The sequence below is a fragment of the Cupriavidus sp. 01L415 genome (assembly GCF_056400065.1).
The window spans coordinates 1-20,792 of sequence record NZ_JBFTSP010000033.1; the positions used below are offsets into that span (position 1 = coordinate 1).

The 20,792-nt window shown below is 62.8% G+C and carries 20 protein-coding genes; 6 read left to right on the forward strand and 14 right to left on the reverse strand.

Going from position 1 to position 20,792, the window contains the following annotated elements; genetic code table 11:
- Nucleotides 1-551 precede the first annotated feature (551 nt).
- The 6 genes from ggt to AC1DOX_RS27045 form a co-directional block, all read right to left on the reverse strand.
- Nucleotides 552-2,288 (reverse strand): gamma-glutamyltransferase, encoded by a 1,737-nt coding sequence (ggt, locus tag AC1DOX_RS27020; protein WP_441623176.1) that lies wholly within the window; start codon nucleotides 2,286-2,288, stop codon nucleotides 552-554.
- Nucleotides 2,289-2,661: 373 nt separating this feature from the next.
- Nucleotides 2,662-3,324 carry a dihydrofolate reductase family protein gene (locus AC1DOX_RS27025; RefSeq protein ID WP_441623178.1) on the reverse strand — a complete coding sequence of 221 codons (663 nt, stop codon included), beginning with the start codon at nucleotides 3,322-3,324 and terminating at the stop codon, nucleotides 2,662-2,664.
- Between the two features lie 187 nt (nucleotides 3,325-3,511).
- Nucleotides 3,512-3,667: a hypothetical protein gene (locus tag AC1DOX_RS27030; RefSeq protein WP_441623180.1), complete on the reverse strand. Its 156-nt coding sequence runs from the start codon at nucleotides 3,665-3,667 to the stop codon at nucleotides 3,512-3,514.
- A 14-nt stretch (nucleotides 3,668-3,681) separates the two neighbouring features.
- Nucleotides 3,682-4,206: a membrane dipeptidase gene (locus AC1DOX_RS27035; protein WP_441623251.1), complete on the reverse strand. Its 525-nt coding sequence runs from the start codon at nucleotides 4,204-4,206 to the stop codon at nucleotides 3,682-3,684.
- A gap of 259 nt (nucleotides 4,207-4,465) precedes the next feature.
- Nucleotides 4,466-4,969, reverse strand: a complete 504-nt coding sequence (locus AC1DOX_RS27040; RefSeq protein ID WP_441623182.1) for a hypothetical protein — start codon at nucleotides 4,967-4,969, stop codon at nucleotides 4,466-4,468.
- A 126-nt stretch (nucleotides 4,970-5,095) separates the two neighbouring features.
- Nucleotides 5,096-5,470 (reverse strand): hypothetical protein, encoded by a 375-nt coding sequence (locus AC1DOX_RS27045; RefSeq protein ID WP_441623184.1) that lies wholly within the window; start codon nucleotides 5,468-5,470, stop codon nucleotides 5,096-5,098.
- A gap of 471 nt (nucleotides 5,471-5,941) precedes the next feature.
- Between AC1DOX_RS27045 and AC1DOX_RS27050 the strand changes: the two genes are divergently transcribed.
- The 3 genes from AC1DOX_RS27050 (at nucleotide 5,942) to AC1DOX_RS27060 (ending at nucleotide 8,544) form a co-directional block, all read left to right on the forward strand.
- Complete coding sequence (locus AC1DOX_RS27050) at nucleotides 5,942-7,114, forward strand: S1 family peptidase (protein WP_477101598.1); 1,173 nt, start codon at nucleotides 5,942-5,944, stop codon at nucleotides 7,112-7,114.
- 178 nt (nucleotides 7,115-7,292) lie between these two features.
- Entirely contained in the window at nucleotides 7,293-7,778 is a 486-nt protein-coding gene (locus AC1DOX_RS27055) for a SixA phosphatase family protein (RefSeq protein WP_441623253.1), read from the forward strand.
- A 145-nt stretch (nucleotides 7,779-7,923) separates the two neighbouring features.
- A complete protein-coding gene (locus AC1DOX_RS27060) occupies nucleotides 7,924-8,544 on the forward strand; it encodes a dienelactone hydrolase family protein (protein ID WP_441623188.1) in 621 nt (206 codons plus the stop codon).
- Between the two features lie 152 nt (nucleotides 8,545-8,696).
- On the opposite strand, the gene AC1DOX_RS27065 is transcribed toward AC1DOX_RS27060, so the two are convergent.
- The 7 genes from AC1DOX_RS27065 to AC1DOX_RS27095 all read right to left on the reverse strand — a co-directional run bounded on the left by AC1DOX_RS27065 (nucleotide 8,697) and on the right by AC1DOX_RS27095 (nucleotide 15,509).
- Nucleotides 8,697-9,395, reverse strand: coding sequence for a hydrolase (locus tag AC1DOX_RS27065; RefSeq protein ID WP_441623190.1), 699 nt, complete (start codon nucleotides 9,393-9,395; stop codon nucleotides 8,697-8,699).
- A 186-nt stretch (nucleotides 9,396-9,581) separates the two neighbouring features.
- Nucleotides 9,582-10,697 carry an alkene reductase gene (locus AC1DOX_RS27070; RefSeq protein ID WP_441623192.1) on the reverse strand — a complete coding sequence of 372 codons (1,116 nt, stop codon included), beginning with the start codon at nucleotides 10,695-10,697 and terminating at the stop codon, nucleotides 9,582-9,584.
- 219 nt (nucleotides 10,698-10,916) lie between these two features.
- Nucleotides 10,917-11,642, reverse strand: coding sequence for a TetR/AcrR family transcriptional regulator (locus AC1DOX_RS27075; protein ID WP_441623194.1), 726 nt, complete (start codon nucleotides 11,640-11,642; stop codon nucleotides 10,917-10,919).
- A gap of 120 nt (nucleotides 11,643-11,762) precedes the next feature.
- Nucleotides 11,763-13,400, reverse strand: a complete 1,638-nt coding sequence (locus tag AC1DOX_RS27080) for a cation acetate symporter (protein ID WP_441623196.1) — start codon at nucleotides 13,398-13,400, stop codon at nucleotides 11,763-11,765.
- A complete protein-coding gene (locus AC1DOX_RS27085; RefSeq protein ID WP_441623198.1) occupies nucleotides 13,397-13,780 on the reverse strand; it encodes a DUF485 domain-containing protein in 384 nt (127 codons plus the stop codon). Before AC1DOX_RS27085 ends, AC1DOX_RS27080 begins: the two co-directional genes overlap by 4 nt.
- Before the next feature lie 32 nt (nucleotides 13,781-13,812).
- Nucleotides 13,813-15,033 carry an FAD binding domain-containing protein gene (locus tag AC1DOX_RS27090; protein ID WP_441623200.1) on the reverse strand — a complete coding sequence of 407 codons (1,221 nt, stop codon included), beginning with the start codon at nucleotides 15,031-15,033 and terminating at the stop codon, nucleotides 13,813-13,815.
- Nucleotides 15,030-15,509 (reverse strand): VOC family protein, encoded by a 480-nt coding sequence (locus AC1DOX_RS27095; protein WP_441623202.1) that lies wholly within the window; start codon nucleotides 15,507-15,509, stop codon nucleotides 15,030-15,032. The genes AC1DOX_RS27090 and AC1DOX_RS27095 overlap by 4 nt, the downstream gene beginning before the upstream one ends.
- 373 nt (nucleotides 15,510-15,882) lie before the next feature.
- On the opposite strand from AC1DOX_RS27095, the gene fusA reads away from it, so the two are divergent.
- Complete coding sequence (fusA, locus tag AC1DOX_RS27100) at nucleotides 15,883-17,922, forward strand: elongation factor G (protein WP_441623204.1); 2,040 nt, start codon at nucleotides 15,883-15,885, stop codon at nucleotides 17,920-17,922.
- 160 nt (nucleotides 17,923-18,082) lie between these two features.
- Nucleotides 18,083-18,514, forward strand: coding sequence for a hypothetical protein (locus AC1DOX_RS27105; protein ID WP_441623206.1), 432 nt, complete (start codon nucleotides 18,083-18,085; stop codon nucleotides 18,512-18,514).
- Between the two features lie 160 nt (nucleotides 18,515-18,674).
- Here the strand turns inward: AC1DOX_RS27105 and AC1DOX_RS27110 are convergent, their stop codons facing one another.
- Complete coding sequence (locus tag AC1DOX_RS27110; RefSeq protein ID WP_441623208.1) at nucleotides 18,675-19,466, reverse strand: IclR family transcriptional regulator; 792 nt, start codon at nucleotides 19,464-19,466, stop codon at nucleotides 18,675-18,677.
- A 144-nt stretch (nucleotides 19,467-19,610) separates the two neighbouring features.
- Between AC1DOX_RS27110 and AC1DOX_RS27115 the strand changes: the two genes are divergently transcribed.
- Nucleotides 19,611-20,789 carry a CaiB/BaiF CoA transferase family protein gene (locus AC1DOX_RS27115; protein WP_477112650.1) on the forward strand — a complete coding sequence of 393 codons (1,179 nt, stop codon included), beginning with the start codon at nucleotides 19,611-19,613 and terminating at the stop codon, nucleotides 20,787-20,789.
- The last annotated feature ends 3 nt before the right edge of the window (nucleotides 20,790-20,792 follow it).

Here is a 20,792-nt window from a genome sequence, read left to right on the forward strand (position 1 = left end):
GCGCGAACGCCTGCAACTGCGCGCGTTCATCTTCGCTCAACACCAATTCGGCCTTCGGTCTGCCCGTAATCATCGCGATATCTCCGTTCCCAAAATGCCGAAACGGGATGCAAGACTAATGCCAGTTATTTGCGGGACAGGACACTAGCGTGGGACAGAGCTCCGACGAGCAGGCCTGGCAACAATGCTATTTGCGCGTCAAACGTTCACCGTTCTTGGATACGTAGGATCAGAGCTTGTCTGCTTCGCGTCCGTTAACATTTGGCGATGGCGGCAGGGCGCCGGCGGAGTAACTTCGCTTGCCTGTCTATTTGATCGAGGATCGGAGTGTTCGAAACGCGATTCCGACCTACACGCCGTATTTGACATAAATTTCGGTTGCCCGCCGATGCATTATCGCAATCGCATGGCAAAGTGCGCTTCATTTCGGGGGGCATTCCCAGATTCCATCGATGAGTGGCGCTGAAAAGCAAACGGCGCGAGCCGACTGGTCTCGCGCCATTTGCATCTTTCTTACCCGCGAAAGCAGGCAACCAACGTGCAATGCCGAATCAATAACCGGCCGCCAGCCCGGTGTTGCGGCGCGGGTCGTTGGCGCCATAGAAGCGGTTGTTGCCGACCGGCTTGCCACCGAGAGCAGGTGCGCCGACGATGATCGTCGCTAGGTGGTTGGCAGGCTGTGGGGGGCCGAAGCGATGCCCCATGTCCTCCAGGATCTTGCGCGTATCTGGGGACAATGCGTAGTCCTCCACATTGGTCAGATCCGGCAGCCATTGCTGATGGAAGCGCGGCATGTCGACGGCTTCCTGCACGTTCATGTCGTAGTCGATGGCATTGATCATGGTCAGCAGTACAGCCGTGATGATACGACTGCCGCCTGGCGTGCCCACCACCATCACCGGCTTGCCGTCCTTGGTCACGATGGTCGGACTCATCGAGGACAGCGGGCGCTTGCCTGGGGCAATGGAGTTGGCCTCGCCCTGGACAAGGCCATACAGGTTCGGCACGCCAACCTTGGCAGTGAAGTCGTCCATCTCATCGTTCAGGACCACGCCTGTCGTTGCCGCAGTGACTTTCGCGCCAAACCAGTCGTTGAGCGTGTACGTGACGGAAACGGCGTTGCCATCCTTGTCGGCAATCGAGTAATGCGTGGTGTTGCTGCCTTCATGCGGCTCCACGCCGGGCTTGATGTCCTTCGAAACGCCTGCCTTCTTCGGGTCGATCGCCGCGCGAATCCTGGCGGCGTAGTTCTTGTCCAGGAGGCGGTCCAGCGGGTTTTTCACGAAATCCGGATCGCCCAGGTAGCTGTTGCGATCCACATAGGCGTGGCGCATGGCTTCGATCTGGTAGTGCACGGCCTGCGCGGAGTGGTAGCCGAGGTCCTTGAGCGGGTAGCCTTCCAGAATGTTCAGCATCTCGCAGATGACCACGCCGCCCGAGCTCGGCGGCGGTGCCGAGACGACGTGATAGCCACGGTAGTCGCACTCGACCGGCGCCAGTTCGCGCGTCTTGTAGGCATCAAGATCTGCCTGCGTGATCAGGCCCTTCCCAGCCTGGCTGGAGGCGACGATCGCTTTCCCCACCCAGCCCTGGTAGAAGCCTTCGGTGCCGCCGTTGCTGATCGCGCGCAGCGTCTTGGCCAGGTCGCGTTGAACCAGCTTCTGGCCCACCTGGAACGGTTGCCCCTTGTTCAGGAAGATTGCGCCGGAGGCAGGGTCTTCCTGGAAGTCCTTGGTTGCGGTGAGCAGCATATCCACGTCTCCCTGCTGGAGCGTGAAGCCGTTCTCGGCGAACTTGATGGCAGGGGCAATCAGGTCCGTGCGCTTCATCGTTCCATACTTCCGGCGAGCGTACTCCATGCCGGACACGGTGCCGGGCACGCCCACGGCCAGATGTCCCTTGGTGGAGGCGCCCTTGATCACGTTGCCGTCCTTGTCCAGGTACATGTTCGCGGTGGCACCCTTTGGCGCTACCTCCCGGAAGTCAAGGAATGTCTTGCGGCCGTCGGCCAGCTGGATGGTCATGAATCCACCACCACCCAGGTTGCCCGCGGCCGGATACACCACGGCCAGCGCGTAACCCACCGCCACGGCGGCGTCGACAGCGTTGCCACCGCGCTTGAGTACATCGACTCCAACCCTGGTAGCCAGGTGCTGCGCGGTGACGACCATGCCGTTCTCGGCGGCGACCGGCGCCACGGAAGCTGCGTACGACGACGGCGCGAAGCTCGTCGTCAGACAAATGGATGCAATCGCGGTGAACCACCGCAATCCTGACTTCGGATTCATGGAGTCTCCTGATGAATGCTGCGTAAGCGAATCCTGCTAACGACATCGCACAAGACGCCAATGAATAACCTTGCCTATGGTTGGTTTTGGCAAGGATGAGAAGCACCGGGCGCAACACGGCACCCGGACATCTTTTCGCGGCACTTGTGGCGCACAATCTTCTCATAAAGGTTCCCTCCGCTCCAAGGGCACGAATTCGGCTCGACGTTGGTTCGACATCTGATGATGTTGGCCTGCTCGGCTGGGCCTCAGTGTTTCCCCGATGCCGGGAAGAAGGGCGCGGATTAGACGTCCGAATGTCCAAATGACGATGCAGGCGAACGACGCGTCATGGCCGGAAGCCGATCGCCTTCAACGAGTGTTCAACGAGTGGTCAGGCGTCCGTGTGCCCTTGGCGCCGTAGGACGACATGCGTGGCCTTCTCCGACGCTACGGATTCAACGCATTCGTATCCCAGAGCCCGCAAGTCAACCCCTTCGAACAGCGATTCGCCCCGGCCGAGCAGGACCGGGGCGATAGCAATGTGCAGTTCATCGATGAGGCCCTCACGAAGATACTGCCGGATGGTGTCCGGCCCACCGCCGATCCGCACGTCCATGCCGGCAGCGGCCTCGCGTGCACGGTCGAGCGCCTCGCGAATGCCTTCTGTTATGAAGTGGAACGTCGTGTCGCCTTCCATCTCGATGGGGGGACGAGCATGATGGGTCAAGATGAAGACTGAAGCGTGATACGGTGGATTGTCTCCCCACCAGCCTTTCCAGTTTGTGTCCGGCCAGTCCCCACGAATGGGTCCGAACATGTTCCTTCCAAGAATCCAGGCCCCAACATTCTGAAAGCCACGGGCGGCGAAATCATCGTCAACCCCGGTCGTACCGCCGTCCTTGCCGAACAAGGTCCGCTGGAACGTGCGTGTCGGGAGTAGCCACTGGTGCAGTTCCGTCCCGCCAACGCCGAGCGGATTGTTGATGTCTTGATTCAGGCCTGCTCCGTATCCGTCGAGCGAAATGGTGAAGCCGTTAACGCGAACTCGTGCCATCGTTTGCCTCCGTGTAGACGCCTAACAGGTAATCAACGGACGCCGGCGTCCGGACATGCATATTAGTAGAGATAGATTGTGTCGAGCGTAAGCTCTTGTTTTTACGGCAAGTTCTTTCCGAGCTGTCTCGATACTACGGTCAATGTACCGGACACCAATGCCTGCCTTCGCGGCATCCCCACGCGTCCTAGTTCGCTACCGAAGCCGCGAAGATGCGTCGATAGTTGCCACCCAGGATCAGCTCGGTTTCAGATTGCGAGAACCCGGCAGCGAGCAAGGCGCTGCCGAGGGATGGCAACTGCGCGTAGCTGGTGAACACAGGTGGGGAAATGAAGCCGAGCATGTCCGTGCCAAGCCCTAGTGGTCGACGCCTACGACGTCGGCCATGCGCCTGAAGCCATGTGCCATGTCCTGCAGGTTGTGGAACGAACTGGAGCTAGGCCACACGCCAATCACGCCGCCCGTTTCCGCTACCGCGCGCGCATGATCGGCTGAGATCAATCGGCCTCGCCCAGTCGCACGCGTAGCCAGCGCGGTATGCGACAGGACCAGCGGCTTCGTCGTCACGACGGCCGCACGCCTCACGAGATCGAAGGTGCCGTGCGCCACGTCGACCACGATACCCAGCGCATTGCAGCGGCGCACCACATCGGCGCCGAAATCAGTCAGGCCGCCGTGAACCGGGGCTTCCGTCTGGATGTCGCCGAGTTCGTTGACGCGATAGTGGGTCAACTGCAGGTGTCGCAGCTGATGCAGCGTAAAGGCTTCGTCGGCACGCTCAAGTCTGCCTTCGAGAAAATCCGCACCTTCCGCCGAAATGATCGCGCGAGGCCCGGCTGCCTCGGCTGACGCAAGCGCGCCCGCATGCGTGACGACGCTGATCCTTTCATGCTCGGCGAGCGCCTTCGCGCGCTCGAATGCGTCCTAAGCCGATAGAGCTCGCCCGGCTCCGGCTTGCGCCACGCCTCGAAGCGCCTGCGATCGGCGGAGACACGCGTGACGAGGGTATCCGTCACGATCGCAAGGCAAATCACGTTCATGCCACCTGCGACCATTGGTGCGCTCAAGGGCGTGAACGGACGATGCGCGCCAATCGCCGGGTCGCGCGACATCGTCACGCGACCCGGCATGGCTGTGCATGTCAATTGTCACGACACCTGCGGACGCGCGCCACGGCGCCGACTCGCCTTCGCGCGGCTCGGCGTGGCCGGCGGAACGTCCGGGTGCGCATGCAGCGAGGCCTAGCGCAGCCCCCAAGGCAAGAAACGCACGTCGGTTCGAGGGTCGACGTCGTGATAGTGCCGGGTTCCTGCGCGAGCTCCGCTCCCTCCAGTCGATATCGCCAGTCGGCCGGATCATCCTGCAGGCGCAGAAGCCGGCCACGCAGACGAAGCGGCCCCGCGTGCAGCGCGACGTTGCCGCTTGCGAAGACTTCCAGGCTGGTTAGTGGATCGCACGGGGGGCAACTGCCACAGCAAGGCTCCGACGCGGCGAGCACGAAATAGTCGGCTGCGTTCGAGCCCGGATCGAGTGGAATCATCCAGCCGCCGATCTCCACTTCCGCCGAGTGCCACGCGACCGCAGCATCGCTGCGAATTTCGGCCCAATCCAACTGCAACGGCGCTTGCCGGAACTCGATTTTCATGTTGTTGACGGAGAGCGGAACCGTCGCGATTATCGCCCGATCGGCCGCTTGTGGTTGGTTCCGACCTGTTCTCGCGGGCAATTGAGAATGATGGTCGCCGTGCGCCGACCGTCGCAGCACCGATCGTCATTCCCCACTTATTGATGCAGGTTGCGTTGCCTGCGCTGCAGCATTGTCTGGCACGGATGCCGTTCCTGGCGCCGGATCCTGGCCATTGGTCGGCTCGGACCGGTTCTGCGACCTTCGTCCGTTTCTGCCTCCGCCACGCTGGGCAGTCCCGGCGGCGAACGCGGATGCCCGGCTCTGTTTGAGCTCCTGATTAATCGTTTCGATCGTGCGTGGAGGGGGTGTGATGTGCGCAAAATTGCTTTGAATGTTGCGCATCGCCTGGTCATTGTCGTCAGTGTTGGCGGTGCCGACAGACGACTGCTGCGCAAGCACGAAGCTTGGCGTTGCCACTGCCGCGGCGATGGCAAGCCGGAGGAGAAGGGGGCGGCGCATTGTCAGGTCTCGACGTCGAACGCGGTGGAGGGCCACCATTCTCCGCACTGCCAGGCACCGTTGTGTATGCGCATTGTTACGCGGCGTTGCCGGTGTGTCAGGCGGTTACCAATGCCGCGACCCGGCTGCGGCAAGCCACCGATCGCCACCCCTCGTTAGCGGGGGGATGGCGGGGTTGGCGCTCTTGCTACATTACTTGCCACCCGCGACACGCTGGGTATGCCAAACCAATAACAACTCACAGTAAGTTCTCAGGGAAACATGCGGGTATCTGTGTGTCTGGTCGCCGCCAGCGTCAGCCTGGCGGGTGGCTGCGCGTCCATTACCTGTTGCCATCGCGCTGAAGCCCTGCAGCAATTTCATGATGTGGGACGTCGGCGTGCCCGGACGTCCGCCTGATCACTCTCGTTTTTTCAGACCATGCTCCTTTCCTGCCGATCCCTACTGTTCAGCTTCCTTGTCGCTTCAGCCATGCCCGCCGGAGCAGTCGGGCTTGGGCATTACACTGCAAACGTGTACGCGGTGCGCGCCCAAGGCGCACAGGCAGCGCAGGCACGCACCGGATCTGGCGTGGCGGTAGGTCCGAATCAGGTAGTCACGGCGTGCAGCCTGCTGGCCGGCGCGCGATCGATTGCGGTGGTACGCGACAAAGTGACCTACGAAGCCGCGCTGGCGGCGCCGGACACCGAGCGCAACCTGTGCTTGGTCAACGTACCGAATCTGCCTGGAAACGGCGTTGCGCTGTCGGCAACCCCGGCCGTGCCGGTGCTGGGGCAGAAGATGGTGATCGCAGCGCTGTTGGGTCAGGCGATTGCCGTGCGCGAGTCCACGGTCGTTGGCCTGCAGGCAGGAGACGACGGCAGGCTGTCGGCAATCGAACTGTCCGGCACGCCCGAAGCGGGCGCCAACGGCGGCGCCATGTTCGACGACGGCGGCCGCCTTGTCGGCATCCTCGTCAGTGACTATACCTCGGCGAACGGGCGGCAACGCGCCGTGCCGGCCGTATGGGTACGAGACATCAGTGCACGCGGTGCGGCAGCTTTGGCAAGCTACCGTCCCGCTGCAAACAACACCGCCGCGGTGGCAGCCGGGACAACCGCTTCAGATGCCAGGGCCAGCGGTGACTCGCCACGCGTCGGAGAAGTCTGGCAGTACGTTCTGACCGACAATCTCACCCGCAAGCGCACGGATGTCACCTACCGGGTCGATCGTATCGAGAATGAGCGCGTGATCTTCAACCAGGGCGCTCGGATCGAACGTGCTGACGGTACGCTCGAGCGTATCAATACGCCAAGCGCCGGCGAATTCGATGTGGCATCACCGCCATCGGGATGGGTACCTGCCGGTGTCAAGGTTGGTGCCCGCTGGAAGTATTCGTATCGACAGCACGGCAGTGGTGCCCAGACTGACCTTGAGGGTATCGCCACGGGCGAGTCGGATATCACGGTACTGGGCGGAACGTACCGCGCTATCCGCATCGCGTATCGCGGCTACAGGCTGCAACCGATATCGGGGGCCCGCTTCACCCAACAGTACAAGGCAGTCGCCTGGTATGCCCCCGACATCGGCCGCATCGTACGGTTCGAGGCCGGCACCGCGCAAGTCACGGAAACGCTGGAGTTGGCAGCGCATCGGTTGGAATGAGGGGCGAACTGGTGGTGACGGCCGTCGCAAACGAGCGACTTCTTCCGAACTCTGATGCACCCCCAGTGTCAGCAAGCTGACCTAGAGTGGATCCTGGCAGGGCTGAATTGAAGCCGTTGTCATCGTGACATGACCCTGCCTCACGACCGGAATGTTTGCGGTCCACCCACCACTCGCCATGAAAACACTGTATCTATTCCGGCACGCCAAATCGAGCCGCGACGACCCCGGGTTGTCGGACCACGATCGTCCCTTGAACGAGCGCGGCTGGCGCCAGGCGCCGGAAATGGGCAAGCGCCTGGCCGGCCGTAACGTGAAGCCCGACGTGATCCTCTCCAGCCCGGCGCTACGTGCACTGAAGACCGCGCAACTGGTCGCCGGTGAAATCGGCTACGCAACGCAGGACATAGCCGTCGACGAAAGGTTGTATGCCAGCAGCGCCGAGAGCCTGCTAGCGGTGGTCCGCACACTCGACAACAAACTGGGCAGTGCCATGCTGTTTGGCCACAATCCCGGGATGAGCGAACTCGCAAGCGGGTTATCGGACGGCAACCTGGAAATGCCGACTTGCGCGGTCGCTGAGTTCCGCTACGACACAAAGTCGTGGAGCGATGTCGGCGCAATCGCTCCGGCCAAGGTAACGCTGGACACGCCAAAGACATAGGGTGAGTCGGTGCGATCCACTGGTTCGACTGCCGCTCGATAGTGGAGTGGCAGGGAAGGGTGAACACGGGGGGAGTGCGATCAGACGGAGGAGCTGATCAAACGGAGAAACTGGCGTGGGAATTCGCTCCGACACAAGGGAAGTTGTGCTGCCGGCCGGCAGCCTGGGCCTGCACGGCATACTCGCGCTGCCGCCAGGCGCAAGCGCCTTTGTATTGTTCGCGCATGGCAGCGGCAGTTCCCGACACAGCCCGCGCAACAAATTCGTGGCCGCCGAGCTCAATCGATGCGGCATAGGAACGTTGCTGATGGACCTGCTCACGCCCGAGGAGGACAGCGTGCAGGCCATCCGATTCGACGTCGGCCTGCTGGCCGGACGGCTCTTGCAGGCAACAGAGTGGTTAACGCGCCAGTTGGCCACACCGCTGCCATTGGGCTACTTTGGCGCCAGCATTGGCGCTGCCGCGTCGATCCGCGCCGCAAGCCTGTCTCCCATCCGCATCGGCGCGATTGTCTCGCGCGGTGGCAGGGTCGATCTGGCCGGCCCCGATGCCCTGGCGAAGTTGCCTGCGCCGACCTTGCTGATTGTTGGCGGCTTGGACACCAGCGTCATCGAACGCAACGAGTTCGCGTTTGCGATGCTTGCATGCGCGAAGGAATTGGCGATTGTGCCCGGCGCTACGCACTTGTTCGAGGAGCCCGGCGCGCTGGAGTCGGTCGCGCGACTGGCCGCGCAATGGTTCAAGCGTTATCTTGGCAGTGCATGAGTCCGCCTTCGCCCGCCGTCACCTAGGCGCATCTCCATCACCCATTCGAGACTTCCTCGCAGTCCGCTTTCAAGCCGCCGCAGAGACCTGCAGGCATCGACGTCTGACTTGTTCGGCGAAAGCCGCGCATGGCGGCTCTCGCTCGAGGGGCTTTAGCGCTCGATGACCGGTGCGTGCACGGGTGCGATCGATTCGTGCGTGGTTGTCGTACGTTGCGCAGCCTTGTGCACCATCGTGTAGGCGTAGTCGATGCCCATGCCGTAGCCGCCCGAGTGTTCCTTGGCCAGCGCCGTCACCGCGTCATACGTTTCGCGATTCTTCCAGTCCCGCTGCCATTCGAGCAGCACCTGCTGCCAGGTCACCGGCACCACGCCGGCCTGAATCATGCGCTGCATCGCGTAGTCGTGCGCTTCCTTGGTAGTGCCACCCGAGGCATCCGCCACCATGTAGATCTCGTAGTCGCCTTCGAGCATCGCGCTCAGGGCAAACGTGGTGTTGCAGACTTCGGTCCACAGGCCGGCCACGACGATCTTCTTGCGGCCGTTGGCAGCCAGCGCGTCGCGCACCTTCTGGTCGTCCCAGGAATTCATCGAAGTGCGCTCGAGCGTTTCCTTGCCGGGGAAGACGTCAAGCAGTTCGGGGTAGGTATAGCCGGAAAACGAGTCGGACTCGACGGTGGTGATGGTGGTCGGCACGTCGAAGATCTTGGCCGCCTTGGCCAGCCCGACAACGTTGTTCTTCATGGTCTGGCGGTCCATCGACTGGACACCGAAGGCCATCTGGGGCTGGTGGTCGATGAAGATCAGTTGGCTGTTACGCGGGGTCAGGACTTGCAGTTTGGCATTCGACATGATTTTCTCCGGTACGCTGATTCAGTTTGTTTGATGTTATTCAACAGGTGGCTATCGAGTCGTCCTCGTTGTGCCGCTGTTGATGGGAACGAACTATACGGGTGCGTCTTCCGCGCTACCTATTCGAATCCTGAAACTATTCATCAAAAAAATTGAATATCGACAGGGCTCGGGAGGATGCGGTGGCTACGCCGTCAGCGCGGGGTAGTCGATATAGCCCGCCGCGTCGCCGCCGAAGAACGTCGCCGGGTCGGGCCTGTGGAGCGGCAGCGACGCCTTGAGCCGGGCCGGCAGGTCCGGGTTGGCGATGAAAGGACGGCCGAATGCAATGATGTCGGCGCGGCCATCGGCCAAGGCCTGTTCGGCCGTAGCGCCTTCGTAGCCACCGGCCAGCATCAGTACGCCGTGGTAGCTCTCCCGCATGACGCGGATCATCGCGTCCCAGCGCGGATCGGCCGCCTCGTCCTTGACAGTGCCGACCATCGCCGGTTCGACCAGATGCAGATAGGCCAGCGGCCAGTCGTTGAGCCGTTGCGCGATATAGGTGAACGTCGCTTCCGGCGTGGCATCTCCCATGCCCATGAAGCGGCCCATCGGCGTCAACCGCACTCCAACGCGCTCCGCGCCGATCTCGTCAGTGACTGCCGCTACGACTTCCAGCAGCAGCCGGGCACGTTTGGCAACGGTGCCGCCATAGTCATCGTCACGATGGTTGCTTTGCGAGTCGATGAATTGGTCGAGCAGGTAGCCATTGCCGGCATGGATCTCCACGCCGTCCATGCCGGCGGCGATGGCGTTGCGCGCGGCCTGGCGGTAGTCGGCGATGATCGCCGCGATGCCGTTGACGCTCAGTGCCTGCGGCACGGGGATCTCGCTCCACACGCCCCTGCCCTCGTCATCGACAATAAACGTCTTGCCCGGCACGGGCACGGCGCTCGGCGCGACGGGCAGCGCGCCGGCGGGCTGGAACACCGGATGCGAAACACGGCCCACATGCCACAACTGCAGGAACATCGTGCCACCCGCGCCATGCACGGCATCGGCTACATGACGCCAGCCTTCGATCTGCTCCGCGGAGTGGATCCCCGGCGTCCAGGCATAGCCTTGGCCCTGCTGCGAGATCTGCGCGGCCTCGGAGATGATGAGGCCGGCGGAGGCGCGCTGGCGATAGTACTCAACATTCATCGCAGTGGGTACGTTCCCCGGCTGGCCGGCACGTGAGCGGGTGAGCGGGGCCATGGCGATGCGATTGCGCAACGTGAACGGGCCTACCTTGATGCCCGCGAAAAGTCGGGTCTGCATGATGCGTCCTTTCAGATGAAGTGAGTCAGCTTAAGGACGCGCCGCGCCGCGGGGAATAGGACGGCGCCGCAACACAGCGTTGCGTGGAGGACAAAGCGGGCGCCACACCGCACTACGAGCGATGCGTCGGGTACGGCAGTCCGGACAGGAACTTCAGGAACGCCCCAATGCGGGCGCGAGCCGCGCTGATTGGGCAGGTAGAGGGGAGACGGCCGTGGCTTATTGGTTTCGAGCTTTCCGGCTGTTGCTGCCTTGAGCGACGTGGCCAACGGTGTTTCCGTTGTCACGTATCTTTTTCATGGCGGCTGGTGCGCCATTCAGGAACATGTCTACCTTCTGGCGAATGACCGCATCCAGGTCAGTCGGGACCTTGAGTCCGTAGACCCACTTGCGCACGCCGATGTAGAAAATCGCGGCGTGAAGACTCCAGATCATCTCGATCTCGGCATCTGTCTCAGCGGCACTGCGTGGTGCGGCAATCCCGTAGGCTTCTCGCACCTCCGCCAGCACTGGCAGGAACACCCTGGTGCGCAGCTTGCTGAGGTACTTGTTATTGATGCCTTCGTGCGCCAGGCCGGAAAAGATGAAGAGTCTGATCCATTCCTCTCTGAGAATGACCGATGAATAGTCGAGGTAGAAGGCATGGAGTCGCTCCGGCAAGGGGAGCGAGCGGTCGATGATCTGCCGGTCCCAGTCCGGGCGCCATTGAAAGACCTCGTTGTAGACGCGTTCGATCAGCGCCTCCTTGCTTGCGAAATAGCGATAGAGCAGCGGCTGCGTGACGCCAATCTGTCGCGCCAATTCGCGCGTGCTGCCGCCGAACCCGTTGCGGGTGAAGTGTTCGATGGCCTTCTCGACAATTTGCTGCTCCCGCTCCTCGGGCAGCAACCGCCGGGATGGAAGGGTGGGAGGTTCGTCGGGCGTTGCGGCTGCGCGTGGGTCCATGATTCTCTCTCGCCGTTGCTGTTCGGAGGCTGCCCGTATTCTACCAATCGATCGATAAATGAGAACAGACGGCATGCCACTGTGGCGTGCCGCCTGCCCGCGCGATATCAATAGGTTCGGTTAGCCACCAGTCTTTCCGGCGATACCAAGCTCACAGTCAACGCGCTGGTTCTGATAGGCAACGCGCTCCCAGGCGCCGCGGGCCGATCGGTCGGTTACCGAGAAGACATAGATTCCCGCAAACGCCACAAGCATCGAGAACAGGGCCGGATACTCGTATGGGTAGATCGCGGTGGCATGGCCCAACACTTGCACCCAGACCGTCGGACTCAGGATTGTCAGCACCACGGCCGTGACCAGCCCCATCGTGCCGCCGATCACTGCGCCGCGAGTGGTCAGGCCGCGCCAGTAGATCGACAACAGGAGCACGGGGAAGTTGGAGCTCGCTGCGATCGAGAACGTGAGGCTCACGATGAAGGCAATGGTTTGCTTCTCGAACAGGATGCCGAGCAGGATCGACAGCACGCCGAGAACCAGTGTAGTCACGCGTGACACGCGCATCTCGTCCATGTCCGATGCCTTGCCCTTGCGGATGACCGTGGCATAGAGGTCATGGGAGATGGCGGACGAACCCGCCAGCGTCAGTCCCGCCACCACGGCCAGGATCGTCGAGAAAGCCACTGCACAGATAAAACCCAGGAAGATATTCCCGCCCACCGCATGGGCAAGATGCACAGCCACCATGTTGACCCCGCCAATGACGGCGCCCGCGCTGTTGTGGTACAGGGGATCCTTTGCCACCAGCGCAATCGTGCCGAAGCCGATCACAATAATGAGGGCGTATCCAATGCCTACGATGCCCGTTGCGTACAGCACGCTCTTGCGCGCGGCCTTGACGTTGCTGACCGTGAAGAAGCGCATCAGGATGTGCGGCAGCCCGGCCGTGCCGAAGATCAGCGCGAGCCCGAGCGAGACCGCCGAGACCGGGTCGGACACGAGGCCGCCCGGACGCATGATCGCTTCCTGCTTGCCGTGTGCCGCGATGGCGTGCTCGAACAGGCTGTTCAGGCTGAAACCGAAGCGGCTCAGTACCATGAACGCCATGAACGCACAGCCCGCCAGCAGCATGACGGCCTTGATGATCTGGATCCACGTCGTGGCCAGCATGCCGCCAAAGAACACGTACACCACCATCAGCACGCCCACGAGCACCACGGCCGAGGTGTAGTTGAACCCGAAAAGCAGTTCCACGAGCTTGCCGGCGCCGACCATCTGCGAGACCAGGTACAGCAGCACGATGACGATGGAACTCGACGCGGAGAAGGCACGGATCGGCCGCTGCCGCAGCCGGTACGACAGCACATCGGCCAGCGTGTAGCGTCCAAGGTTGCGCAACGGCTCGGCAATCAGGAACAGGATGATGGGCCAGCTTGCCAGGAAGCCGATCGAGTAGATCAGGCCGTCATAGCCGCTCGTAAACACCAGCGCCGAGATGCCCAGCAAGGATGCCGCGGACATATAGTCGCCCGCGATGGCCCAGCCGTTTTGCATGGCCGTGATCTTGCCGCCGGCGGCGTAGTGATCGGCCACGCTGTTGTTGCGACGTGCCGCCCACCGCGTGATGGCCAGGGTAGCGATCACGAAGACCACGAACATCGCAATCGCGATGCCATTCAATCCCTGGCCCACGGGAGGCGTGGCGGCCATGGCGGGAGAAGTTGCCGCAAGCACGGCGATAGCTGCCAGGATGCGGCTCATGATGGTTCTCCGTTGCGGATGTCCGCGATCATCCGGTCGTAGACGGTGTTGGTGCGATACACATAGACGGCCACGAGCGCGAAGGTGAACGCGAACATGCCGAAGCCGATTGGAATGCCAACGCTCATAGGCTGGTCTGCCACAAGTCGCAGGGCGAGCAGGTCAGGACGGAAGGCCAGCGTCAGGATGAACCCGAAGTAGACCAGCAGCATGGCGGCAGTCAGCGACCACGAGAACCGCCGGCGCGTACGGTGCAGTTGCTCGAAGTCGGAGCGGCAAAGCATAGGGTGCGGTGCCAACGGTGCATCGATACCTTCGACATCGATATGAGCGCCGTATGACACGGCGTCCGGTACAGGTTGGGGGGCGGCTTGAGGCATGGGTTGTCTCCTAGTGTTCTGATCCGGGAATTTCAGAACCGGCGCGACACGGCGGTTTCCCGCATGACAGCTTCCGGTGTGCGATAGCGCTCGGCCATCGCGCGGTCTTCGTCGCTTTTCAGCTGCGCCTGCATATAGGCACCCAGATGGCGGGCATGCTCGACAATGGCCTGGCCAACCTGCACACGCTCGGCGCTGTAGGTTTCCAGCCCGGCTTCGATGGCGGGGGATGCCGAAAGCGCTCGCACGAGTGCCATGGCGTCACCGGCGGCTTTGGTTACGCCCATGCCGCAATGCGGTCGTGCCACAAAGGCGGCGTCGCCAAGCAGCGCAATCCGGCCAAACGCCATACGCGACACGGTCAGGTCGTAGATCGGTTGAAACAAGGGCTGGGCCGTACGGGCCACGACTTCAGCGAATTGAGGCGCCAACAGGTCGGCAGCCGCACTCTCCATGTCGGCAATGACGCCAGGGCGGATCAACCCCGGAGGAATGCCAGTGGACCAGCATTTACCATTCGCATCGGTCAGCAGGTTGGCGAGTTCGCGCTCGCCCGTCGCGCGATACCAGACGAAATTGAAGCGCCGATGGCCGGGCGCCGTGCTGTTGCGGTCGCCCGCGACCGGGTAGCCGAGAATCTGCTCGCGCGGTGGCAGGCAGAACGCGAACTTGTCGAAAATCGCGGCGTGCGTGGCTGACGTGAGGTCGGCTTCATCGACCAGGCCGCGCCAGGCGATATAGCCCGCGTACTCGAGCTGTGCTGACGGTAGCAACTGTTCCCGCACGGCGGATCGGAAACCGTCGGCAGCAATCACCATGTCAGCACAGTGTGTCGAGCCATCCTGAAGCGTGATCTCGGCATGGTCGCCGTGCGAAGCAACTGCTGTCACGTGAGCGCCGGTGCGATAGCCGCCAGGAAATGCGTTGCCCAGCACCTCGTACATTTTTCCCCAGGCGGTCAGGGTCTGCGGCAGTTCGCGATCGGAATCAGCACTGCCGTCGCGAGCCAGCGTGACCCGGGTATTGACGGAGACACCGATGCTGTCGTCCACGGTCACGCCCGCGGCGGCGAGCGCCTCGAACAGTTCCGGATGCGTGACAATGCCGGCGCCTCGCCCGGTGAGTGCTTCAGGCGTGCGCTCGAAGATCTCGACCTCCCAGCCGTTGCGAGAGAGGAGGTTCGCGGCAAACAGCCCGCCGACGGAGCCGCCGATGATGATTGCCTTGCGTGCAGAGGGTTGCGCGGGACTCATGCCATGGCTCCCGACTTGGCTTGTGAGCGTTGTGGCAGCGTCAGGCCTGCCACTTCTTCAGCAGGGTAGTTGAGTTCGATGGTGACGCCGGACGGATCTTCGATGAACACCTGGTGCAAGCCCAGACTGGGTACAGTGCGATCGCGCCAGGCAATGCCTTCGGCACGCAGCGTTTCCCACATCTCGGTGACGCCCGTCGCCAGGAAGGCGATATGGTCGACCGTGCCCGTTCCGGTCTGTGGCAGCGCCTTGTCGCCCAGATAAGCAGTAAGGCCCGCAGGATTATTCGGATCGATGCCAATGACGTGCACGGTGCCGAAGTCCCTCTCGTCGTCGCCCATATAGAGCCACGCCCCCGGGAAGTCGAAAGGCGGGCGGTATCCCTGCCGGAAACCCAGAATGCGTTCGTAGAATGCGCACGACCGTTCGAGATCCGTCGTGCGGATCGAATAGTGTGCGAGCTTGGTGATTACCATCGCTGCCTCCTTCAAATTATCAATTGATCAATGATCGGTTGATAAATAGTAGGGCGAACAGCGTATGCAGGCCAAGTCCGATGGAGTCAGTATTTACCCTGACGTGCTGGTGTGATGAAAGGCACGCACGAAGACCCTGCCAGCGGGCGTGGTGCCAGCGAGCGGAGCAGCTGTCCGGCCGGCTGCCAGTGAGTTTTTCAACACTATCGACCGCTCCCTGCCGGACGCGTGCGTCGACCCAACCTGCCGAGAGTTCAGTGCGTCGTCCAACGCAGGGGGAGGCGTAACGACGAATGGGACGATCACCCCGTATGGCACACAGGTCCGTTTTCGCCAATAATGGCCCAACATCCACCACTGGACGAGGGTGACCATGCGGTACAGTCCCGACGCCATCCGCACCGTCGCCCTGGTCGGGCATGCCGGATGCGGCAAGACATCGCTTGTCGAAGCGCTGCTGCACCAGGGCGGCGCGATACACGCGCCCGGCAGCGTGGAGCGCGGCACCACGGTCTGCGATTTCGACCCGTTCGAGCGCAAATACCACCACTCGCTGAACTCTGCCGTCGCCCATCTGCACTATAAGGACACGCGCATCTATCTGCTGGATACGCCCGGGTATCCGGATTTTTCAGGGCTGTCGATCAGTGCCCTGCCGGCAGTGGAGACGGCCGCCATCGTCATCAATTCACAGACCGGCATCGAAATGACCACCCGGCGCATGATGGCGTGGGCGGAGGAACGCAAGCTCTGCAGAATGATCATCGTGAACGGTATTGATGGCGAAAAGGTCGACCTTCCGGGGCTCCTGACGCAAATCCAGGCGACCTTCGGCAAGGGATGCCTTCCCATCAATCTGCCGGCGCAAGGCGGCCGGGAGGTGGTGGATTGCTTTTTCAACCCTGTTGGCGATGCCGATTTCCTGTCTGTTGCGGCCGCGCACAATGCGCTGGTCGATCAAGTGGTCGAGATCGACCCCGCCCTGATGGAGCTTTACCTGGAGCAAGGCGAGGCCATCAACCCGGAGCAGTTGCACGAGCCCTTCGAACGGGCGCTGCGCGAAGGTCATCTGGTGCCGATCTGCTTCACGTCAGCGATCAATGGCACCGGCATCGCGGAATTGCTCGACGTGTTCGTCCGGCTCCTGCCCACTCCCTTGGAGGGCAACCCGCCGCTCTTCTATCGGGACGCTGGCGGCCGCAAGGAAGTCGTGCGCGCCGAGCCGGTTGCGGACGGGCATGTATTGGCCCATGCCTTCAAGATTGTCATGGACCCTTACATTGGCAAGATGGCCGTGTTTCGCATCCATCAGGGCACTATCAAGCGCGATAGCCAGCTTTATATCGGTGACCGGCGCCAGCCATTCCGGGTCGCTCATCTCATGATGCTGCAGGGCAAGGAGCACGTGGACGTCCCGCAAGCCGGGCCAGGTGATATCTGCGCCACGGCCAAGGTCGACGAGATCGGCTTCGATGCCGTGCTGCACGACGCCCCCGAGGATGGCAACATCCACCTGACTCCGCTCCACTTCCCCACGCCCATCTATGGTTTGGCGATCGAGCCTGCGCGCCGAGGCAACGAGCAGCGCCTCTGGGAGACGCTGCAAAAGCTGAGTGCGGAAGATCCGTGCCTGCGCATCGAACACCCGCCTGGCACCAACGAGACGGTGGTCCGGGGCCTGGGCGAGTTGCACCTGCGCCTCATGCTGGAGCGACTCTCCGAGCAGTACAAGCTAGAGGTCGTGACACGGCCACCGACGATCGCCTATCGGGAAACCATCGGCGCCCGGGCCGAGGGGCATTGTCGCCACAAGAAGCAAACCGGGGGAGCCGGGCAATTCGGCGAAGTGATGCTGCGCGTCGAGCCATTGCCGCGAGGCACAGGTTTCGAGTTCGTCGATGCTGTCAAGGGCGGCGCCATCCCGGGCCAGTTCATGCCCGCCGTGGAAAAGGGCATCCTGCAGGTCATCGACAGCGGACCGCTGGCTGGCTTCCCGATGCAGGACGTACGCGTCACCATCTTCGACGGCAAGAGCCATCCAGTCGACTCCAAGGAAGTGGCGTTCGTCTCCGCCGGGCGCAAGGCCTTCATCGATGCGGTGCTGAAAGCCCAGCCCATCCTGCTTGAGCCTATCGTGGACATTGAGGTGATGACGCCGGAAGCGTCAATGGGCGACATCATCGGCGACCTGTCCGCCAAGCGCGGGCAGGTTCACGGCACACGCACGGCCGCCGGCAACGCCGTGGTCATTGTTGGAAAGGTCCCATTGTCCGAACTCAACGACTATCAATCGCGTCTGAACGCGATCGCTGGCGGACACGGCAACTACAGCATCCAGATCAGCCACTACGATCCGATGCCCCCCAACCAGCAGGAGCGGATGGCGTCGAAACATAAAGAAACAGGCCGATGATGGGCTGCAGATTCAACCGGTCAACGCAGTATGCCGGTGTCTGGCCGCCTTCACCCAGGCCCGAGATGGAGTCCCATGGTAAGGTTGGCGAGATGAATTCGTGGACTTCAACGGGTGATGCATGGGGCGCACCTATGCAGTTCTGGGAAAGTGATGCAACGTGACTGATGCGGAGCAGGAAACGCGGCGCACGCTGCGGACCGAGAGAGTGTCAATCAGCAGGGCTTTGCGCCTGAGCGTGCCGCCGGAGGCCAGGCCTGCGCCGGTCAACGGGAAAGACTGGCTGCGCCAGAGGAAAGAGCAACTGCAGGCTGCCCGTGCCGCTGCCAGGCAAAGGCGCGATCTACTAAGAGCCGAAATCATGTCGGTCGCGCAGGATGTTGCCCGAGAGGAACGCGCTGCTGCGCGGCTGGAAGCTGAACGCCTGAAGGCGGAAGCCAAGGCCGCGCAGGCCCACGCGCGGGAGGACGCACGCGCCGCCGCCAAGTTCGAGCACGGCCAACCAACCCGCTCGGCGTCCAAGCGAAAGACGCTTGCAAATGAGAAACGCAAGCTGGTCTCTTACGCCGATCTGTTGCGGATGCGCGAGTGATCTGGCGGAGGTTCGATAGGGCGGATTTGCGATATCCGGCCTTATCGCAATCAATCTACAAAACTCCGTTCTTTGCACGGGCGAGATCTCGGTTTACTTCACCGAATCCTGCCTGATGCGTGCCTTCGCACCCGCAAATGCTGCCCCCCCCAATCTCCCCCTACCGCAACGCGCCCCAGTGATTGGTGACGCGTAGCAGCGATGCGTGCGGGCCGATTTCGCCGAGGCCGGTCGAAAGTTGCTCGGCCGCTTCGCGGACGGGGCCGGCCAGGTCACGAAGGCGTGCCGGCCGCAGCCGGGTGTCCGGGCCCGAGATACCGAGTGCGGCGATGACGGCGCCCGTGCCGTCGAAGATGGGTGCCGCCAGGCCATTGACGGCGGGGCGCCATTCGCCACGGTTGATCGCATGGCCCATGCGGCGGATACGTTGCATTTCATGCAGGAACGCTTCGGGGTCCGTGATCGTGCGGGCCGTGGCGGCGCTGAGGTCCTGGGCGATCTCGGCCAGCCATTGCAGATTCCTGAAGGCCAGCATGGCCTTGCCGGTGGCCACGCAGTGCGCCTGCGCGCGGCCACCAATCTGGCTGTAGGCGCGAATCGGATTCGGGCATTCCACCTTGTGCACGTAGACGACTTCCCGCCCGTCCAGCACCGACAGGTGGACCGACTCCCCTGTGGACTGCATCAGCGCCTCCATCAGCGCATCCGCGTGGCGGCGCAGGTCGAAGCTCCACAGCGCCGCCGACCCCAGTTCCCACAGCTTGATCGATACGGTGTAGCTCGCCGGCGGTACACGTACCACGTAGTGCTCGTCCACCAGCGCCTGCAGCAGCCGATGCGCGCCGCTCTTGGGCATGCCGGCCATGTTTGCCAGCTCGCTCACGCCAACCGGCTTGCCATGGCGCGCCATGATGTCGAGCAGGTGGAGACCTTTGATCAGCGTGTTGTTCATGGCTCGGAGCATCTGACGCCCGGGATGGCCCGGGCAACTGTTCCACAGTTTAGAACACCCCCGCCGAAATGAGGAACGGTCCTAGACTCGGTCCTGAAGTCACGCACCCAGTCACGCATCCAGTCGACGACACACGACACCACAATGACCGATATCCGAACCGAAGACTTGCCCCTCGCCGGCATCCGCGTGCTGGAGTTCTGCACGGTGGCTGCAGGCCCGTTCTGCGCCATGCTGCTGGCCGACATGGGCGCCGACGTGATCAAGATCGAACCACCCGGCGGCGATACGCTGCGCAGCTGGCCGCCGATCACGGCGGGATTCAGCGAGAACTTCGCGTCGCTGAACCGGAACAAGCGTTCGGTCGTGCTGGACCTCAAGCGCCCGGAAGACCTCGACGTGGCCCTCGCGCTGTGTGCGCAGTCGGACGTGGTGATCGAGAACAACCGCCCCGGCGTGATGGATCGGCTGGGCCTGGGGTACGAACAGCTACGCGCGCTACGCCCGGCGCTGGTCTATTGCTCGATCTCCGCTTACGGCCAGTCCGGACCGCGCGCCGGGGAGGGCGGCTTTGACCTGACGATCCAGGCGGCCGCAGGCGTGATGAGCGTCACGGGCGACTCCGATGCCCCCGTCAAGTGTGGCGTGCCGGTGTCGGATTTCGCGTCGGGACTTTATGGGGCGTTCTCGATTGCCAGTGCGCTGCTGCAGGCCCGCGCGCGTGGGCGCGGCGTCCATCTCGATGTGCCGATGTTCGGTTGCACGCTGGCGATCGGCGCGCTGCAAACCAGCGAGTACTTTGGCACGGGCCGCAGCCCGGGCAAGCTCGGCTCCGCGCATCCGCGCAATGCGCCATACCAGGCGTATCGGGCCGCGGACGGCTACTTCGCCATTGCCGCCGGCAACGACAGCCTCTGGCGCGCCGTGCTGGGCGCGGTGGGGATGGCGCCGCTGGCCGAAGACCCCCGCTTTCTGTCGCCGACGCTGCGCGCACGCCATCAGGTGGAACTGAAGGCGCTGCTGGAGGAGGTCTTTGTTCGCCAGCCGGTCGATCACTGGATTGCCGTGTTTCGCGAAGCCGGCGTGCCGCACTCGCGCATCAACGACTACGCCCGCGCGCTGGAAGATCCACAGGTCGATCACATGGGCTGGATTCGCGATATCGAACTGCCGGGCGGCACGCAGACGCGCACGTTCTCGTCGCCCGTCCGCATCGATGGCCAAGGGGTGCCGGTGCGTAGCGCACCACCCGCGCTGGGCGCGCATTCGGAATCCGTACGCGAAGCCGTCGGCAACGCCGCCCAAGTCAATCACCTGGGGTAAACC

Excerpts from the sequence above, each read along its gene's own strand:
- ggt (WP_441623176.1), bottom strand. The coding sequence starts at position 2,288 with ATGAATCCGAAGTCAGGATTGCGGTGGTTCACCGCGATTGCATCCATT.
- AC1DOX_RS27025 (WP_441623178.1), bottom strand. The coding sequence starts at position 3,324 with ATGGCACGAGTTCGCGTTAACGGCTTCACCATTTCGCTCGACGGATAC.
- AC1DOX_RS27030 (WP_441623180.1), bottom strand. The coding sequence starts at position 3,667 with ATGCTCGGCTTCATTTCCCCACCTGTGTTCACCAGCTACGCGCAGTTG.
- AC1DOX_RS27040 (WP_441623182.1), bottom strand. The coding sequence starts at position 4,969 with ATGAAAATCGAGTTCCGGCAAGCGCCGTTGCAGTTGGATTGGGCCGAA.
- AC1DOX_RS27045 (WP_441623184.1), bottom strand. The coding sequence starts at position 5,470 with ATGCGCCGCCCCCTTCTCCTCCGGCTTGCCATCGCCGCGGCAGTGGCA.
- AC1DOX_RS27050 (WP_477101598.1), top strand. The coding sequence starts at position 5,942 with ATGCCCGCCGGAGCAGTCGGGCTTGGGCATTACACTGCAAACGTGTAC.
- AC1DOX_RS27055 (WP_441623253.1), top strand. The coding sequence starts at position 7,293 with ATGAAAACACTGTATCTATTCCGGCACGCCAAATCGAGCCGCGACGAC.
- AC1DOX_RS27065 (WP_441623190.1), bottom strand. The coding sequence starts at position 9,395 with ATGTCGAATGCCAAACTGCAAGTCCTGACCCCGCGTAACAGCCAACTG.
- AC1DOX_RS27070 (WP_441623192.1), bottom strand. The coding sequence starts at position 10,697 with ATGCAGACCCGACTTTTCGCGGGCATCAAGGTAGGCCCGTTCACGTTG.
- AC1DOX_RS27075 (WP_441623194.1), bottom strand. The coding sequence starts at position 11,642 with ATGGACCCACGCGCAGCCGCAACGCCCGACGAACCTCCCACCCTTCCA.
- AC1DOX_RS27080 (WP_441623196.1), bottom strand. The coding sequence starts at position 13,400 with ATGAGCCGCATCCTGGCAGCTATCGCCGTGCTTGCGGCAACTTCTCCC.
- AC1DOX_RS27085 (WP_441623198.1), bottom strand. The coding sequence starts at position 13,780 with ATGCCTCAAGCCGCCCCCCAACCTGTACCGGACGCCGTGTCATACGGC.
- AC1DOX_RS27090 (WP_441623200.1), bottom strand. The coding sequence starts at position 15,033 with ATGAGTCCCGCGCAACCCTCTGCACGCAAGGCAATCATCATCGGCGGC.
- AC1DOX_RS27095 (WP_441623202.1), bottom strand. The coding sequence starts at position 15,509 with ATGGTAATCACCAAGCTCGCACACTATTCGATCCGCACGACGGATCTC.
- fusA (WP_441623204.1), top strand. The coding sequence starts at position 15,883 with ATGCGGTACAGTCCCGACGCCATCCGCACCGTCGCCCTGGTCGGGCAT.
- AC1DOX_RS27110 (WP_441623208.1), bottom strand. The coding sequence starts at position 19,466 with ATGAACAACACGCTGATCAAAGGTCTCCACCTGCTCGACATCATGGCG.
- AC1DOX_RS27115 (WP_477112650.1), top strand. The coding sequence starts at position 19,611 with ATGACCGATATCCGAACCGAAGACTTGCCCCTCGCCGGCATCCGCGTG.